Source organism: Lactobacillus agrestimuris (genome assembly GCF_943193025.1).
GTDB lineage: Bacteria > Bacillota > Bacilli > Lactobacillales > Lactobacillaceae > Lactobacillus > Lactobacillus agrestimuris.
On sequence record NZ_CALPCQ010000033.1, the window covers coordinates 1 to 17,252 of the forward strand.

Genomic DNA, 17,252 nt, shown 5'->3' on the forward strand with positions numbered 1-17,252 from the left:
GAACTCCTTTTTCTAATGTTTAAAGAAATAAATTTAAGGAATCATTCATCCTTACACAAACTATTTTACAGTCTCATTAATGCAATTAAACTTTCATATTTTATGAAATTAGTGTAGCAACTACATAATTTCTATACTAAATTTACAGCTACTGGATAAACTTTAGGAACATCATATAATCCTATCCACCTTAAAATATACTTTACTGATCCTGAATCACTAATTAATGAAGAAATCTTTTTAAATTCCTTTTGAAAATCTTCTGTTGTTAATTCCATTGGATCTTCTGCAGAAAAAATCATTTCAACTGATTTTTTAATAAGCTTGTCTTCGACACTCGGATCATCTACACCCATTTCTAACAAAAATAAGCTTAAGGATACAGGATGTTCAATAGAATCTGCTCGTGACAAAGCCATCTCGTGCACTGCTTCATATAGCATCTTAGTTACATTAGCATTATTTTCTTTAGTAACGCTGCCGTTAAACATAAATTCTTCCTTTATATTAATCCGATTGCAATTTTAGCCATAAAATACTTACCAATCAAAAACTCCAGTTACAATTCCATTAGCGCCTATTGCTGTATATCTTTCAAGCTTAAGTTGAAGATCAATAACTGATGCAGGTAATTCCTTTTCAGCAAAGTTGGATTTCAATTGCACCGATAAATTAGAGGCAATAGATTGAATTGATTGATTTTTATTAGCTTTTTCTACTGCGCTCTGTAATACTTTGACCAATTCAGCATTTTTTTGAACTGCTGGATCATTGATAATTTCAGTTAACGCATTCTTAAATGTTAATTCTTCTTTGTTAGCTTTCTTGAAAGACATAATTACATCTCCAATTAAATTCATTTTTATTATATTGATTAAGTAACCTTATTTTACATCCCGTAACCTAAAATACAATCTTAACAATAAAAAGCATTCTCAATCGACTAGATCAAGAATGCTTTGTGTTCGTTAATAGGGATTTAAATATCGCTTAGAGCTTGATTTATCGGCGTATTGCCCGTTCTCATCATTATTACTTTTCCAATTGTATTATCATGCTTGATAATATCAGCTAACGTCTTAGCTACATCAGGAATTGGATTACTTGTTACACCGTTTACATCCAGACTAATCTTTCCTATTGCTGGTTCTTCAGTTAAATTAGTTGGTTGCAAAATAGTGTATTTAAGTCCACTTTGGTTCACCAAATAGTTGTCAGCAAAGAACTTAGCAACATTATAATCCATAATTTGATTCAAGCCCTCAATCTTCCACATTTCAGGTTGAAGAGCAAAGATAGAACTAAGCATAATATATCTTTCAATACCTAATTTCTTGGCTGCTTGCATAGTTTTAACAGCACCAAAGGCGTCGGTTTGGAGTAAATCTTTACCACGTGAGCCAGCTGTGAAGTAAACAGCATCACTACCCTTCATCAAATCAGCAATTTGATCAACATCTGCATGAAGATCCATATGAACAGCCTTTACGCCATCTAACTTAATAATATTGTCTTCATGACGTGAGCCAGCTACAACAGTATTTCCATCAGCAACTAAATCTTTAATCAACTCAGTTGCTACACGACCTGAACCACCTGCTACAAATATTTGCATCATTTTGCCTCCCTATTTTTTGATCTCTAACATATTATTTTCATCTGAACGCAGTTCTAAATGAATTAACTACCTTGCTATCATCACGATAACCAATAGCAATTCCCATTGCAAAGATTCTATCTTCAGAAACGCCTAAAATTTTCTGGAGTGAATCTGGATATTTCACAATCTCATATGCTGGAATTGTATCAATAGTTTATTTGCATGCGCAATTAACTAAGTAATAGTATAGCTTACTTTATGTAAGTAGTGAATGTCTATTTATTTTCCATGCAAATTTCCGTATAAATTTTTTAGTTAAAACATTATTTGATATAAAAAAAGTGCACTGAAACTATCAATGCACAAGCCATTTTTATATGAAAGGTCGTGACCTCACTTGAAGGAGTCCTTTTATGCGCTTGGCTGATGGTACATTCGCAGTGTACCAAGATCAAGAGCGCTCAGCGACAAGTGTTATCAGCCTAATTGATCAACAATATGATTATTAGCTACAATCACATTGTAGCATTTGCTCGCGATTTTGAAAACTGTCTAAACTTTTAAGTTTAGGCGGTTTTTATTTTTCTCTCCCCTTCACCTTAATATTTCTTAAATAAACAAAAGGCTCTTCCCTACTTTTCTCGTAGATAAGAGTCTCTTATTATTTTTGATCATTATTCCGATCTCAAAAAATGCGTGTGAAAATTTACTCTTTATTTAAACTCTTAATAGAACTTTTGAACCAATATCTAAGCCTGCGCTATGTGATTCTTCTCCCCAGTTTCGTTCATCATATTCTTCCATCTTGGCTAATGAATCAACTGTAAATAAGATTTGAGCAAAATCTACTTTTCTAAATTGAGCACATGCCGCCATTCCGGCACATTCCATCTCTACAGTAGATGCTCCTAACTGTTTAAACTGTGCTACTTTTTTAGGTGTCTCTCTAAAAAATCCATCTGTAGTCCAAGTTGTAATTTCATCATATTTCAAATTCAATTCGGTAACAGCTTGTTCAATTTTATTCAAAAATTCCGATCTTAAATCAACAAATTGTCCAGGTTTCATATAATGAAATGAAGTACCCTCATCACGAATAGCTTTATTTGGAATCAGCATTTCGTTTTCTGGTAAATCTTGTAAAGCTCCGGCATTACCAACAGCCAAAACTTGTTTAACACCATATGAAATTAACCAATCTAACAATTGAGTTGCCGCTGGTGCACCCAATGGTGCTTGGCAGAGATTTATTTTTTCTCCATTAAAATCAACTTCATATACTGCTGGTTGAAAAGAAATTGTATCAAATACTCCTAGAACTTTATGTAAATGATTGTCCAAAAAAGCATCTATATTTGTCTTAGGTACAAATGCATAAAGTAGTTTTGAATGAAATTTAAATGGAAAATCATCATGATTAGGATCTAAAACAGCATGTTTATTTTCGTCAAAATCTAAAATAAAAGGTTCTTCATTCATTGTCACACCTCTTTAATCATAAAATAAAAGAAAAATCTCTAAATCAAAAAGATTCGATTCTCAAAGTGTCGATCATGGCAATATCTTAACTTAATGACATCTAACTTAGTTGCTCTTTGTTTTTTTATTTATACTTGCATCGTCGGAACTTCTAAATGCATAATCAAAAATCGAATCAGATTTGACTATAAGTGCGACGGTCAGTACAATTATGATCCACCTAAGGATTACACTGACAACGGATTTTACACCTAAGAGCTTAAGTAAAGCATCGATACCCTTAAAATCATATAAAATATATAACCCACTATCAATTATTAAAAAAAGATACAAACAAATAGCCAGCACCTTTAAAAAAATTTTTTTCATTTTCTTTCCTCACTAAAAACAACTTCACAACTACGGAGGAGAATGGATAATAGCATATCAACTTCGAAGTTAGAAAAAGTATATCATAATTATCATTTTATTTTAATTTTTATTTATAAATGCTAAAATATCCTTATTAAATATTTGAAAGGTAAACACAAAATGAGCAATAAAAAGAATAAAATCAACAACGCTGAAATTAAAACAAGAGTAGTAATTTTCAGACCAAGCCAATAACATTTTATTTTAGAAAAGGAATACATTATGTCTGAAAATTTAATCGAAACTGTTGTCACAAAAAGTGATTTAAAAGAAGCTTTCACCGAATTAGGAGTTAAAAGCACAGATTCCTGTATGGTTCACACTGCAATGAGTAAATTTCAATATTTACCAGGCGGTGCCGAAACGATTGTTAATGCACTTGAAGAGACTTTAGCTGACGGAACCTTAATGATGCCGTCTGAAGTCTCAACAAACTGTGATCCTGCAACTTGGGAATACCCTCCTGTTCGTGAAGATTTAATTCAAGTTATCAGAGATTCAATGCCACCTTATAATCCAGAAACTTCTGCAACTCAAGGATTAGGGCTTACTCCTGAATACTTCAGGAACCTTCCAGACGTTGTAAGAAGCACACATCCTTATTTGCCAATAGCTATTTGGGGTAAAAATGCCAAGAAAATTGCCCAAAAACAACCTTTAAACATGCCATTTGGAATTGATAGCCCACTTGATTATTTATATCAAAACAATGGTAAGACGATTTTCTTGGGAACAGATTACGAAACTTGCACCATGCTCCACTACGCTGAATCAACAATTCATCGCAAAACCGAAATCGATTCGGCAGCAACTGGAATCGACGAAAATGGTAAAACTATTTGGACTAAATATCGCAACGTAGACATGGATTCATATGATGATTTCAATGAATTAGGTAAAGCTTTTGAAGCGAAATATCCCGATGAATTCAAATCACTTAAATTAAATAAAGGCATTATTAAAGTAATCAATTTACTACCACTAATTGATTTTGCTCGACAATGGTTCGATCAAAAAGATCATCAATTTGATAATGCAATAGATTAAACAAAAGGAAGAGTCTTTAGGCTCTTCCTTTATTTATTTTAGTAAATATCCTTTATACAAAAATTAACCTTAACTTATCTTCGTAAAACGTTGATAAATCAAGGTTAATTAATTTAAATGATTCTTTTTAATGCTTAATCATTCTCTTCCACAGCTTTAATGTGCCTCGTTCTTTTGAAACCAGTTATTAATGCCATACCAACCGTTAAAAATACAAATTCAATTAATGTGTAAAAACTTAGTACTTCTTCATGATAGATCATAATAAGCGATGCTGTTATTAACACACTAAAGATTAATCCAGCAATCCAACTTGTAATCCAAATTCTCTTTCTAATAATTGCAATTTGAGTATTTTCTACTTCATAGACCTGCAACTTAAGCTTTTTTAATTGTTTTGAAATATAAAAATTAGAAGTTAACTCAATAATAATCCAGCCAAATAATATAATGATATAAGCAAGAGATGCTGTATACAAATTATCTACAATAATTGCTATCAGCATCACAAAAGCCATTGGGACAGAGGTCATGAAGAAGGCATTGTTACCAATTCTTTCTACTTCCGATCTCTTATACTCGTCTAGTGGGCCATAAATGCCATACCAATACTTCATATAACGAATAAACAAGCTATTTTTATTTTCCATAATAACTCAACTCCCAATAAAACTATTTCTTAAAAATTCCCATCGTCATACCTGAACTTGCTACTTGAGCGTACCTAGCAATTTCTAACTGAAAACCGATAAGATAACTTGGCAAGTCACTTTCGGCAAAATTAGCTTGCAATTCATGATACAAATTTGAAGCAACTGATTGAACCGATTCATTATCAGTAATCCGATCAATCGCTTGATCAAACAACTTAGTTAATTTCGCATTATCCAAAACTTCCTTCTTAGAAGCTAACTTTTCCAATTTATTTTTAAAAGCCAAATTTTCTTCACTCAATTTCTTCTCAGACATAATTTTGCCTCCAGACCAAAATAGCGAATTGAGGTCTGTCCCTAGAGCATTAGCCAATTTTATGCATAAATTTAAAGAAGGGTTATACTTATCCTTTTCAATCAGGTTGATTGTTTGTCTGGCAACACCTATTTCATCAGCTAATGCCCTTTGTGATAAACCTTTTTGTTTACGATAATATTTCACATGATTCATAGATCGATCCTTTTCTAAGATGTCATATATATTTAACATCTTTCTGTCATATATATTAGACTCTTTTTGTAAAATGTCAACTATATATGACAATTATTTTTTTAGACAAAAAAGACATGGCTTTTAAACCATGTCTTAACGAATTTATTAATGCTGACTAGAAGCCCCTAGGTTATCTAATCATGGTCCTTTTATATCAGCGTTTATAAATGTTCCACGTATAACTAATGTTCCATTTGCTGGAACACAGCTTTATTTCACCCAAAGTTGTGTCATTTTCTTATCTATGCTTGGATCCACACCAACATACGTATTCATAAACATTTGTAAGGAATGTCCCATCTTACTAGCAGCCCAAGTAAATGACATGCCAGGGACATTAGCTAAATGAGTACAAATTGAATGTCGAAAAGAATATAAACTCATTTGCTTACCATTGGCTTTAATATCCAATCGCCTACAAATTTCTTTCAACATATCATTAATACTTTTTTGCCTAATTGGTTGATTACTATTGACGCTCTTGTAATCATGAAGGTTAACAAAAATTAACCCTAGTTGGTTTTCTAAATCATGTTCTTTTAGGAAGCTGTATTGCTTGTCCTTGTAGCGTTTAAGCAATATTACTACCTCTTTAGGTAAAGGCAATACCGTTCTTGAATGGCCCTTAGGACGAGCTTTTAAGCTACCTGTAAAGTCATTCATATAATCGGACCAACTATTATTAATTTTCAGAGTCCATACATCATTTTCGTAAATAATATTTTCGAACTTTACAGCTTGTAATTCACCAACGCGCATCCCTGTATAACTTTCAATTAGTATTGCAAGTTTACTACCCCAATTCATAACCGAGCTATGCTTTAAATCATCAATAATTAGTTTCCTAATCTTTTTTAACTCGCTGTCAGAAAATATCCGCCAATCTTTTGAAAGTGTAAAATCGCTTTGACGAAAAAATACTTTCAATGGACTCTCTGGAACTGGATTTTCCTTAATACTCTTTCCTTCAATTGACTTAAAGAAATTACGCATATGAATTAACCTTTTAGCAATTGTTGACGATTTACTAACTGTTGCATGGTGCTTGTCTACGTAGTCGTGAGCATACTTTGATACTAGTTGCGTAGTAACACCATTAACTTTAGTTTTACCAAAATAACCTTTAAAGGAATTAGCTGATTCTTGCCAAGACTTCAAAGTAACAGGGCTAATAGTATTAGCTCGTTGATCTACATATTTTTGAAATTCTTCAGCAAAAACAGCTCTACCATCACCTAGATTAAGACCAGACTTAAACTCTTCCCACATTATTTTTTCAATTTTAGAAGCTTCTGCCTTGGTTCTAGCATACTTAACAGGTAAGTTAATCCGTTTACCTGTTACTGGATCACGGGGTTGAATGCGTACTAAATACACTTTTTGTGATGTTCTATTTACTTTTTTAATCATTATCCTACCTCAAAAAAGTAGAATAAGGGTTAACCTCATTCTACCTCGGTTCTTCTCATTTAGTCCATGTTTTTTCTTGATGATAGCCTGTTTTTTTTAGCCAAACTTTTACTTCACTTAAAATATAGTACTTACGTCCATTACCAATTTGATGATAAGGCATACCATAATGAAGAAATTGATAAAATCTTGTAGTACTAATGTTAAGTTGACTCATCAAGTCTTTGGCATTCAAAATATTATCTTTCGTCATTTTTACCGAACTCCTTTTTGGCCAATTCTGGTGTTACTTCAATAACATTGCTAATTCTGCGTTTGAGTTGTTCAACCGTATCTACTTTACGATCCGATATTTTTGTCCTCTTATAAAAAGTATCTGGATCATAGGGTGTTGTAATAATCAACTTTTCAATGTTCAACGCCACATTTTTATATCTACGCGGAGCATGTTTATCATGCTGATAAGGATCCATAATCTTAAGTAGATCACCATACTTCAAATCATTTGGACGTAACTCATCAAGAATTACTACATGATCTTGAGCATTGTAATCTTGGAAATAATCATTAGATGAACCTAATACACAGTATTGCTTGCCAGATTCTTTAGCTTCCTTAAGAGCCAATCTAGTCTTACCTATACCAGCCTTACCAAAGTACCAATCGACTGTCATTTGCTGTCCCTCAAATGATATAAGCCATTCTTTATGTGCTTGATTATCAAGAACACTATCTAACTTTTTAATAGTATCCAAATTCTTGGCATAAGCTAAATTACCAATTTTCGTCTTTAATTCTAAGAGTGAAAGACCGCCATTAGCATACATATTCAACGCATCCTTAATCTCCTGTTTTGAAACTTTATTGGTGATTTCAGAAATTCTTTTTGGAAAGTCGAAAGAAGCTACTACTTCCTTCGGATCATAGATATGCTTTCCCACAGCACCACTAGTCAAGTGAATCAAATAACTGTATGCATTATTAATGCGACCAGACCATACTTGTAGATATTGTGGCTTCACTTTTAAAGTTTTCGCTACTTTATCCAAAACCCTAGCATTTTCAAATTTAAGAACACAGTGTACATGTGGCTTTACTATGCCTCCATTTTCACTTTTGTCCTTATCATGCACGATGTACGCCCATTCTTTAGCATTCAATCTTGTCACAATTTTCTTTAGTTCTGCTGGATCATATGGTAACTTGTCAATATCTTGTACCATCATTAATTGACGAGCTTGTACTTTTTCTGCCATTTGTATTGGCTCCTTTCGTTTCAGCTATATTTTCATCATAATAATTTGGTATTTTTTAGCTAAAAATAGCAGCGCCCAAATTGGGTGCTGCTATTCTTTTATTGCTTTTTTATTTAAAAAACACACTTTACGCATTTCTAATAACAAGCCCAGAAATGCTTACATATCGCTTCTTGACACGGGATTACACACTTTTTTATATTTTTTCTTACTTTTACCTGTGCCACTCGCTCCTTGGGTCTAAGGACCCAAAGCGGTGGCTAAAATTTGATTTACTACCTATGATTACTATCTTATTTTGTTCAAAAGTAGGTTTGGAGAAAACTACTCCCTTATAATTGAGGTCTAGAAATCTTTTGAATTCTTTACTATTTACTCTATCCATCAAGCATTGAGCAACTTGAGAATTAGTCGCAAACTGCCATAATCCTCGTGTTGGAATTTCAATAATAACTTTATGACCACGCGTAATTACATTGGCACCTAGAGCAATAATGTTTGCTTCCTTATCAATATAATCTAAGTCATAGGAAGTTCGTCTAATTGCGTTAGACAGAGCTGTTTCTTTACTTTGTCCAAAATTAAAAACATACTTACAAAGAATAAAAATTAAAATAGCAAGTAACAAAACGAATAACATCCTTATCACCTTTCATAAATTGTTGGCATTTCAACTGGTTCAATTCCATAATGGTAACCATCATTGATTGAAATAATTCCACTACCTTTTCCACCCATTGGGAGTGGAATATCATCACTTAGATCGCCAAATAAATAAGTTGTAGACGTTGAGTCAATGACTCCTAGTAAAACCTTAACTAACATCTGGCTTCGGATCGGAATTGGAATTACATCATTTCTGGCAATTTGTGAAGTTATACACAATCCCACCAAACTTTCTCGTCCTAAAAGGGCAATAAGAGTTATAAGCCGATAAAGATCTTGAACCTGTGAAGATCGTGGCGATAAGCCCAAGGTGACTCCCTCGAATTCTTCAAACATAACCCAAATTGGTGGTACATCTAACTCACTGGCATCAGTAGTTACTCGATTTGAAAATTGATACAGTTGTTCCTGTCTATGATTCATTTCAGAAACAATTTGCTCTAACCTTTGATTACACCGTGGGATGAAGTCCTCAGGTCTATCTCCATCCTTTGGCACAACTAATTCAATCTCAGGATTATTTCTTTTCGCCCATCTACTTCCTGCACCTTTTTTACTATCGAAAATAATTACCTTAGCTGGTTTACTACCACTACGATTAGTAGTTCTTGAAAATACTTGTTCGAAGTATTTGAATGCCTCCGTCTTACCCGAGCCAGTCGTCCCAGTAACGAGATAAGTTCTAACGGTATTTTTAGCAGCCATTCCCTTCATAATTGGTGTTTCTTTATTAAGATTATATCCTCTTAATACATCATTTATTGAACCGATCAATCTTGTAGCTCTACCATTTCGCCAGGGAAAGAAAAATCCAACAGAAGTTTCAATTGGCATATCATCAATTTGTACTAATTGAAAAGTTAATGGACGAATTAACGTTTTTTCTTTTGAAATTGCTGGAGCGATAATATCGTATAAATCAAAGTAAGTTTTAGCATCCAACTTCATTCCACTCGGATATCTAAGAACAAAGAGCAGTCCTCTTCCAGACTGCTCTTCAAGGAATGCATAAGAATGACTTATACTACTTTGATCATTTACTTCAACTGCCAATCTAGCATCAACAATTTGAGTAATATAATCGCATAAGGCCGTTCTAATTCCCTTCAATAATTCCATCCCCTTTCATTGCAATTTGAACAAATCCGTTTCTTGACCAGAAGTGAATTTCACCATTTGGAACCTTAGTACCAGTTTTAGAATTAAACGTAAATTCTTGGCCGATACTTAAGTTATCAGCATTCTTTACTTTAATCGAAATGATCTGACCATTATTCACACCTGCTGGATCATTAGTTATTGCAAGTCTAACGGTCTTAGGATATTCATTTACATCTTTTTCGTTGTGGTAATTTGGATTGGCTTTACGAGTAAGTAGTCCAATTACTACGGCTGAACATCCTTCTACTGCTTGATTAACTGTCATTTTAATTTTAAATGCCATGTTGTTTCTCCTTCGTTAAATAAAGCATTAATTTCTTTTGACAATTTTTATTCTATGAAATATTAAATCCGATCATTAAAAAAAGAGTCGCCCAATTTGGACGACTCTTTTTAACTTCATAAATCAAATTATTATCTACAATAATTTTCGAATTCTAGAATTTCAATACAATTAAACGTCGTATTTTCTCAAATCTTGAGAAAATGAGTTTCATACTCAAAACCTTGATATCATGCGAATAGATCGATCTAAAAATGTCATTTTTTCATTTAAAAAGCAAATATTTGCCAGCCATTATTAAGCGTAGATTAATAGTTGAGCGTTCGAATTAAACGGAAAGGAAATATAGCAAACCGGTTTGCTTGATTAATAAACATGATCAAGCACAATCTCTCAGATCAATTAAAATCACTACAACTAACCAATTCTCAGCTGGTTACAACATTATCCGATATCATCAACAGTAACTTTACTGCAACAGAAGCAGGAGCTGACTCTGTTCAAGATAAGCTAACCAATGCACACGTAGCAGCTTGGTACTCAGGTAAATCATACCCATCTAATCCTATTATCAAAGATGCTCTCTCCATTTTCCTAACGGGTAAGAAAGGTAACTACGCCAATTTGATTCTTCCAACGGCTGTAGATGCCGAGGATCTGTTAGCAGAAGCTTTTACCGTATACAACGAAAAACTTACAATGGATTTCAAAACTTTCAAGACCAATTGCATTAATGGATACTTTGACCGCATTAAGAACAATCCGTACAGTTCCAAGGTCACGCTTAAGGACATTGCTGGATGTATTGCCTACTTACGGATTCAAGGTTACCTATACAGTAACACACAAGAGAAGAAGCAAAAATTAGATTTAGCTTTGTATGGCGATATTGTTGATGTCAATGAACTAATCAAGTTAGTTGATAGAAAGAAGCTATTAGTAGGATTACAGAAACATATCAATTTAGCACTCAAGTTGAACCAAACTGGGATGTATAAAACTGCACTAACAACTTTACTACTAGCAATTAGAAACCAAGAATTTTTTGATTAGACTTTAACAAAGGAAAAATCACTTACCAATTTTTAAATATTAATTTAGTAAGTAATTTTTAATTATTCTACACCTTTTAAAGCTTGGACCATATCAATTTTCTTAATTCTACGACTAATAAATAAAGTAGTTGATAATGAACAAATCCATACAAACAGAGATGCAATTAAAATGGTTTCCCAGTTGTAATATCTTGTATATTCCAAATTAATAGTTGAAAATGTATTAACATACTGTCCTAAGAACCATATTCCAGCTGGTATACCTATTAACCAACCAATAAACGTAGTAATTAAATTCTCAATGAGCGTTAATATACGTAACTCTTTTTTATGTATTCCAAGTACACGCAAAGTTGCATAATCTCTCGTTCTCTCGACGAAGCTTAATGATCCTAAATTATAAAGAACAATAATGATTAACAATGCACCAAATACAATAATTAAAGCAAAAATACTCATTAGACTATTTACAAAATTATATGCATTCTTTTTTTGTTCATTAATAGAAATCGTCGAATTAATATCTTGTTTATGGTATTTATAATTCTTGCCAACTAATAATGTAGTTGGCTGGTAAAATCCTTTAGCTTTTTGCCAAGTATGAGCAGTTATATAGGCTCCTTGATTAGTTTCTGTAGCAATAATACCTTTAACTTTGAAAGAATATTGCTTGTTACTTCCAAAAGTTTTAACTTTTAAATTGTCGCCTTTTTTGATACCTGCTCTCTTGGCAAATCCATGAGTCACATACAAGCCACCATTCTGAATATCTCCACCCGTGGTTGTTTTCATGTTAACGTAATCACCTTTATTAACTACAATTAATAATCTATTATAGCCATCATCAGGTGAAAAATGAGCTTGACTAATTTGTACCCATTGCTTAGCTTGAGGATGCGCCTTCCGATATGATTCATAATTATTAACATACAGTCGTTTATTATATGAAAAATCTGTATTATATGCTTTATCTACTAGATGTGTCATTGACTGTGGCATACCGATTCCAGCAATTGTCAACATCATGCCACCGGCTACGCCAATAATTCCCATTAATGTCCTTGTGCGATTTATAAAAGCATCTCTAATAGCCCAGCGTCCAGAATACGGTAAATGTTTCCACAAATTTTTCCAGTGCTCAAGCCATATCTTTCTTGCTTTTGTTTCTTCAATTCCTCGTAAATAAATAGCTGGTAACCCTTTTGATCCACTCCTAGCTGCTAAATATGCAGAGAAAACACAAATAAAAATGACTAATATCATTACCATCCAGGCAGAAAAATTATATGAAATCTGCCAATTAGGAAGAGAAAACATACTCTTTTGTGATGATAAAACATACCAAGAAATTAGTGGAGCCACTAAGGCACCAATAATTGTCCCAAGACCTCCTACTAGCAACCCAAAACTTGCATAATGGATTTGAATTTTAAAACTTGAAAATCCTAAGGCCTTCAAAGTGGCTATTTCCTCAGTTTGGCTAGTAATCAGTCGCCTAATCGTAGTATACATTGCTAAAATTGCCAACAAAAGGAAAATAAAGGAGAACAAATACGAAAGATTTTTAATTTCTCCAACTCTCTCTGTTGCTGTAGAAACATCTGGTAAGGTTTGCTGATTATAATATGTTAGTAATCTAGCGCCAAATATTTTTTCTACTTCTTTTCTTAAATTATTATGCTTTCCATCAATCTCAACAATATTTTGAGGTCCTTTATAATTGAACACCTTTTTTAAAGTCTTAGGTGAAACATAAGCATAACCATAATTAGCATAGTTAGGAGCAATAAATTCTTGTGTTCCAGTGAAATATATCCGGCTAGGACTTTGGATAATGCCTTCTACTTTTAAATGAAATTTTTGGTTTGCATATGTCACTGACACATTATCTCCGATTTTTAAAGAATGATCTCTAGCATATTCTTTATTAATCCATATTCCATCGCCACTCTGACTATTGTATTTGTCTCCTTTTACACGATGTAACTTAATTAATGGTTTTTGAAATGAATCGATAATTAGATGATGTTTATCTTGTTTAACTTGTAACCTAGTTCCAGATCTTACTTTCTTTATACCTGAAATAGCCTTTAACTTATTTTTATCATCTTTAGTAATATAACTTCCTTGAATCCAATAATTAGGTAAACGATTTTCTGTTAAATAACTGTTTAAACTTTCCTGTAATCCATGCCATGCCCCTTGTAAGCCGACAAATACAATAATAGAAAGTGCAGCCATTAAAAAGACCGACATAAATTGAGTCCAATTATGGCTTATATCTCGAAATAATTTGCGATTTAATAATTTCATTTGTTAAATTTTCTCCACAATTTTTGGGCTTTTATTATCATATATCTTTTCTATCTGACCATCTTTTAGCCTAATAACGTGATCTGCATACTGTTCAAATTTTGGATTATGCGTAACCATTACTACTGCAGTTTCATTTGATTTAGAAATATCCTGCAGTATTTTCATAATTTTTATGCTAGTTTTTGAATCTAAAGCTCCAGTAGGTTCATCACATAATAGTAATTCGGGCTTTTTTGATAAAGCTCTTGCAATTGAAACTCTTTGCATTTCACCGCCAGACATTTGGTTAGGAAAATTATTTAACCGCTCAGACAATCCAACTTGCCTTAAGTAACCTTCTGCCTGATGATCGTTATTATTTAATTGAGCCGCAATTGCAACATTTTCTAGTGCAGTTAAACTCGGAATCAAATTATAAAATTGAAAAACAAAGCCAACTGCTTTTCTTCTATAATTCGTTAATTCATGATCATTTAGCCTAGAAACTAATTGATCATTAAACTTAACTGTCCCTCTAGTTGGTCTATCCATACCACCTAAAATATTTAACAACGTACTTTTTCCTGAACCAGATGGTCCTAAAATTATCGTTAATTTTCCTTGTTCTATCTTAAAACTTACTTCATGAAGAGCCTTCACTACTTGGTCACCAACGTGATATTCTTTATCAATTTTTTCAAATTCAATCATTAGATCAACTTTCCTTTTAATATTTAGTCATTAACTTAATCTTTTCTTTCAAAGTCGGTTCATGATATTGCTCAATAATTCTCTTAGATACCGCTTCACGATTAGTCTTTATTTGTTCCTGCGCTTTTTCAATTGCTTCATCAACATCCATGACAACTGATAAATCATAATGCTGAACTATCTTTTCTAAACGCTGTTGAATGGAACCTCTAACAATAAAAGGTTTAAAACCTAATTCCTTAAATGATTTAATAACCTCCATATCCGACAACGTTCTATATTTTTCAGATACTGGTCTGTGACCATCAGGATCCATAGGAAACTCTATTGGTAAATGAATAATGTCTGTATACCATTCTTTTGCATGAGCTTTAGCAACTGTTCCATAACTATTTAAATACTTCTTCATAAAAGGCTTAGAGGGCATACCAGTAATAGCTTTTGCCACTCTGTGAGGCCAAGTAGAACCTGGATTAATACCCACCTTCATTCTTACTGTTCCATAAATCCATTCATTAAGTACTGACCCATCTGAAATAAAGCCCTTTTTTTGCTCTACAGCTTGTTCTTCTGCACGTATTCTTTCTTCAAATCTTTTAAGTCCAAGTGCCATAAGTTCAGATGCAGTCATATCTTGAAAACGTCTACCTGGATATAAATCTGTTAATATTTCTCTTGCTGACAAAGCATTTATTAAAGGAATGCCTGTTAAATTTGATAAAGCAGTAGTAAGGGTTGTTTTTCCGGTTGAATATGTACCAGATATTACAAAATGTTTTTTATTTTTCACCATCTTTTTCATCCTCCATAGGTAATTGATGAGCTATTTTAGCTTCAATATAAAACGAATTATTAATATCTGAGCCTTTAGCGTTAATTACTCTCCACCTATTTCCCTTCATAGTTACTAAAGAAGCATTAGTAATTTCACTGACAGTTCTAACAGGTTGTTTTTCCTTGCCCTCTTCGTTAAATGTCACTTTAACATTTTTCATCCATAAATTTTTTGATTCGGATCTCTTCAAATTATCAAAATGGTATGCCATTACTTCTCCTAATTGAGAAAAAACGACCAGCCACTCTACAATTGATATTCTATTTTGATTACAACTTCCTAATCCATGATATTTCTTTTGTTTTTCGAGCTTTTTGGTCACTTCAGTGCTTAAAGCTGACTGACTAATATAATGGATATTATTAATTTCTAAAATAGAATCCTTAAAATGATTACTTATATAATTATTTTCGCCTAACTGTTCCAAAGATACATTACTGCTTTGCCTGAGCATTAATTTAACTTTCATCTGGTTTACATCAACTTGGCAGCTTATCTGTTGATCATTAATTTTTAAATCCTTAAGCGTTATCAGAATTTTACTTAAATTCTCAATCGCTGAGTTACCAGCTCTAATCTCAAATTTGTGAACATAAAATTTATCCAAATTAATATTTGTTAACGACTTTTCTACCATTAAGCAACTCAATACTAAAGCATCAATAGTACTGAGGTGTGCTTTCATAATTTTTCCACCTTTAATAGACCAATTCTTTTTTGCAATATTTACGGTGGCATTAGCTTGATATGAACTAGTTTCTCCTTTATGAATATCTTTAATTAAATATTCTGTATTTTTGTGTCCAGCTCCAAAATATCTAGTATCATATTCGCCTAGAATTTCATTTATGTTCATTTTTATCCCCTTTTTTAATCCAATAGTTACTTCCATTTTTAAAATACATGACATGTCATGTATTTTATGTAATGTATGATATGTCATGCATTTTTTGGTGTCAATAGTTTTTTTAGTATAGAATTGCATCAACCAAATTAGTAATATAAAATTATTCCTACAAGAAATACGTTTAGAGAGTGTGTGATAAATGGACAAAAAAATTGAGATTTTAAGATTTTTAATCAAAAGTTGTGAACGTGAATCATTATATGTTTTTAATAATTTACTTAAAGATTTAGAATTGACATCAAATCAAGTTGAAGTAATAACTATACTAAATTCATATGGTGCAATGTCAGTGAAAGAATTAGGAAATTTACTAATTTGTGAAAAAAAATCCCCTAGTAGACTAGTACAATCATTAATTAAAAAGAATTTATTGATAAAAAAAGTTGATGAAACAGATAAAAGAGTTAGCTTAATTGAATTAACTGCCCAAGGGAAAAAATTAATTCCTGAAATAAAGGCTGCTAATGAAAAGTTTAATAAGATTATTGAAAAAAAGATCCATAATTCAAATCAAGTAAACGAATTAATAGATATTCTCAGTGAATACTTACAGGGAACAGACAGTCTTTCTAAAATACATAGAAGATATGACATAAAGAAATAAAAATATATTCAATAAAAAGGCTACTATAATGTTTCACTTTTCGCACATAAAAATGCAGATGCAAAGTACCTAATATCAATCCTTTTCTGCTATAATTGGGATACAACTATTTTATTAAGTGTTGTTAATGGCATTGCTTTAAGATCAGAATTAACTAAAGAATGGCAAATTGAAACTAGAATAATTAATATACTTAATATTCAAATATTAATTTTGAGAACAAAACAAAAAGACGATGAATAAAATTTACGAGACTGTCAAATCTTTTGTGTAAATAGTTCTTTCTCGCAAATTGATTTTTTAATTATTTATTTAATCAAAATAGG

20 protein-coding genes and 1 pseudogene are annotated in these 17,252 nt (G+C 32.3%); 3 read left to right on the top strand and 18 right to left on the bottom strand.

All coding sequences use genetic code 11. The features are described 5' to 3' along the window. Window positions 1–131 precede the first annotated feature (131 nt). From NFR82_RS08235 to NFR82_RS08250, 5 genes are all read right to left on the bottom strand, one after another. Window positions 132–491, bottom strand: a complete 360-nt coding sequence (locus tag NFR82_RS08235; RefSeq protein ID WP_251717811.1) for a hypothetical protein — start codon at window positions 489–491, stop codon at window positions 132–134. A gap of 48 nt (window positions 492–539) precedes the next feature. Then, a complete protein-coding gene (locus NFR82_RS08240; RefSeq protein ID WP_251717812.1) occupies window positions 540–836 on the bottom strand; it encodes a bacteriocin immunity protein in 297 nt (98 codons plus the stop codon). A 143-nt stretch (window positions 837–979) separates the two neighbouring features. Continuing rightward, on the bottom strand, window positions 980–1,618 hold the full coding sequence (locus NFR82_RS08245; RefSeq protein ID WP_251717813.1) for an NAD(P)H-binding protein: 639 nt from the start codon (window positions 1,616–1,618) through the stop codon (window positions 980–982). 37 nt (window positions 1,619–1,655) lie between these two features. Continuing rightward, on the bottom strand, window positions 1,656–1,784 hold the full coding sequence (locus tag NFR82_RS08870; RefSeq protein WP_277612437.1) for a nitroreductase family protein: 129 nt from the start codon (window positions 1,782–1,784) through the stop codon (window positions 1,656–1,658). Between the two features lie 533 nt (window positions 1,785–2,317). Further along, complete coding sequence (locus NFR82_RS08250; RefSeq protein WP_251717814.1) at window positions 2,318–3,079, bottom strand: nucleoside phosphorylase; 762 nt, start codon at window positions 3,077–3,079, stop codon at window positions 2,318–2,320. Window positions 3,080–3,712: 633 nt separating this feature from the next. Between NFR82_RS08250 and NFR82_RS08255 the strand changes: the two genes are divergently transcribed. After that, on the top strand, window positions 3,713–4,537 hold the full coding sequence (locus NFR82_RS08255; RefSeq protein ID WP_251717815.1) for an AAC(3) family N-acetyltransferase: 825 nt from the start codon (window positions 3,713–3,715) through the stop codon (window positions 4,535–4,537). A gap of 134 nt (window positions 4,538–4,671) precedes the next feature. Here NFR82_RS08255 and NFR82_RS08260 read toward each other — a convergent pair whose 3' ends face one another. The 9 genes and pseudogenes from NFR82_RS08260 to NFR82_RS08300 form a co-directional block, all read right to left on the bottom strand. Then, on the bottom strand, window positions 4,672–5,187 hold the full coding sequence (locus NFR82_RS08260) for a DUF3278 domain-containing protein (protein ID WP_251717816.1): 516 nt from the start codon (window positions 5,185–5,187) through the stop codon (window positions 4,672–4,674). A 22-nt stretch (window positions 5,188–5,209) separates the two neighbouring features. Next, window positions 5,210–5,506 carry a bacteriocin immunity protein gene (locus NFR82_RS08265; protein ID WP_251717829.1) on the bottom strand — a complete coding sequence of 99 codons (297 nt, stop codon included), beginning with the start codon at window positions 5,504–5,506 and terminating at the stop codon, window positions 5,210–5,212. A 9-nt stretch (window positions 5,507–5,515) separates the two neighbouring features. Further along, window positions 5,516–5,701: pseudogene (locus tag NFR82_RS08270) on the bottom strand (helix-turn-helix transcriptional regulator); the annotation flags it as partial. 252 nt (window positions 5,702–5,953) lie between these two features. Continuing rightward, window positions 5,954–7,153 carry a tyrosine-type recombinase/integrase gene (locus NFR82_RS08275; protein ID WP_251717817.1) on the bottom strand — a complete coding sequence of 400 codons (1,200 nt, stop codon included), beginning with the start codon at window positions 7,151–7,153 and terminating at the stop codon, window positions 5,954–5,956. Between the two features lie 55 nt (window positions 7,154–7,208). Further along, the gene (locus NFR82_RS08280; RefSeq protein WP_251717818.1) at window positions 7,209–7,406 is read right to left on the bottom strand and encodes a helix-turn-helix transcriptional regulator; all 198 of its coding nucleotides are present in this window, start codon (window positions 7,404–7,406) and stop codon (window positions 7,209–7,211) included. After that, window positions 7,393–8,409, bottom strand: coding sequence for a Rep family protein (locus NFR82_RS08285; protein ID WP_251717819.1), 1,017 nt, complete (start codon window positions 8,407–8,409; stop codon window positions 7,393–7,395). The genes NFR82_RS08280 and NFR82_RS08285 overlap by 14 nt, the downstream gene beginning before the upstream one ends. Window positions 8,410–8,623: 214 nt before the next feature. Further along, window positions 8,624–9,037, bottom strand: coding sequence for a hypothetical protein (locus tag NFR82_RS08290; RefSeq protein ID WP_251717820.1), 414 nt, complete (start codon window positions 9,035–9,037; stop codon window positions 8,624–8,626). 17 nt (window positions 9,038–9,054) lie between these two features. After that, a complete protein-coding gene (locus NFR82_RS08295) occupies window positions 9,055–10,194 on the bottom strand; it encodes a P-loop NTPase family protein (RefSeq protein ID WP_251717821.1) in 1,140 nt (379 codons plus the stop codon). After that, window positions 10,172–10,519 (bottom strand): hypothetical protein, encoded by a 348-nt coding sequence (locus tag NFR82_RS08300; RefSeq protein WP_251717822.1) that lies wholly within the window; start codon window positions 10,517–10,519, stop codon window positions 10,172–10,174. The genes NFR82_RS08295 and NFR82_RS08300 overlap by 23 nt, the downstream gene beginning before the upstream one ends. 375 nt (window positions 10,520–10,894) lie before the next feature. Between NFR82_RS08300 and NFR82_RS08305 the strand changes: the two genes are divergently transcribed. Next, entirely contained in the window at window positions 10,895–11,572 is a 678-nt protein-coding gene (locus NFR82_RS08305; RefSeq protein ID WP_251717823.1) for a hypothetical protein, read from the top strand. Between the two features lie 62 nt (window positions 11,573–11,634). On the opposite strand, the gene NFR82_RS08310 is transcribed toward NFR82_RS08305, so the two are convergent. From NFR82_RS08310 to NFR82_RS08325, 4 genes are read right to left on the bottom strand one after another with little or no spacing between them, the layout of a single operon-like run. Next, entirely contained in the window at window positions 11,635–13,887 is a 2,253-nt protein-coding gene (locus NFR82_RS08310) for an ABC transporter permease (RefSeq protein WP_251717824.1), read from the bottom strand. Window positions 13,888–13,890: 3 nt separating this feature from the next. Next, the gene (locus NFR82_RS08315) at window positions 13,891–14,580 is read right to left on the bottom strand and encodes an ABC transporter ATP-binding protein (protein WP_251717825.1); all 690 of its coding nucleotides are present in this window, start codon (window positions 14,578–14,580) and stop codon (window positions 13,891–13,893) included. 16 nt (window positions 14,581–14,596) lie between these two features. After that, a complete protein-coding gene (locus tag NFR82_RS08320) occupies window positions 14,597–15,373 on the bottom strand; it encodes an ATP/GTP-binding protein (protein ID WP_251717826.1) in 777 nt (258 codons plus the stop codon). Continuing rightward, the gene (locus NFR82_RS08325) at window positions 15,360–16,271 is read right to left on the bottom strand and encodes an AvrD family protein (protein WP_251717827.1); all 912 of its coding nucleotides are present in this window, start codon (window positions 16,269–16,271) and stop codon (window positions 15,360–15,362) included. Before NFR82_RS08325 ends, NFR82_RS08320 begins: the two co-directional genes overlap by 14 nt. 190 nt (window positions 16,272–16,461) lie before the next feature. On the opposite strand from NFR82_RS08325, the gene NFR82_RS08330 reads away from it, so the two are divergent. Continuing rightward, window positions 16,462–16,926, top strand: coding sequence for a MarR family winged helix-turn-helix transcriptional regulator (locus NFR82_RS08330; RefSeq protein WP_251717828.1), 465 nt, complete (start codon window positions 16,462–16,464; stop codon window positions 16,924–16,926). The last annotated feature ends 326 nt before the right edge of the window (window positions 16,927–17,252 follow it).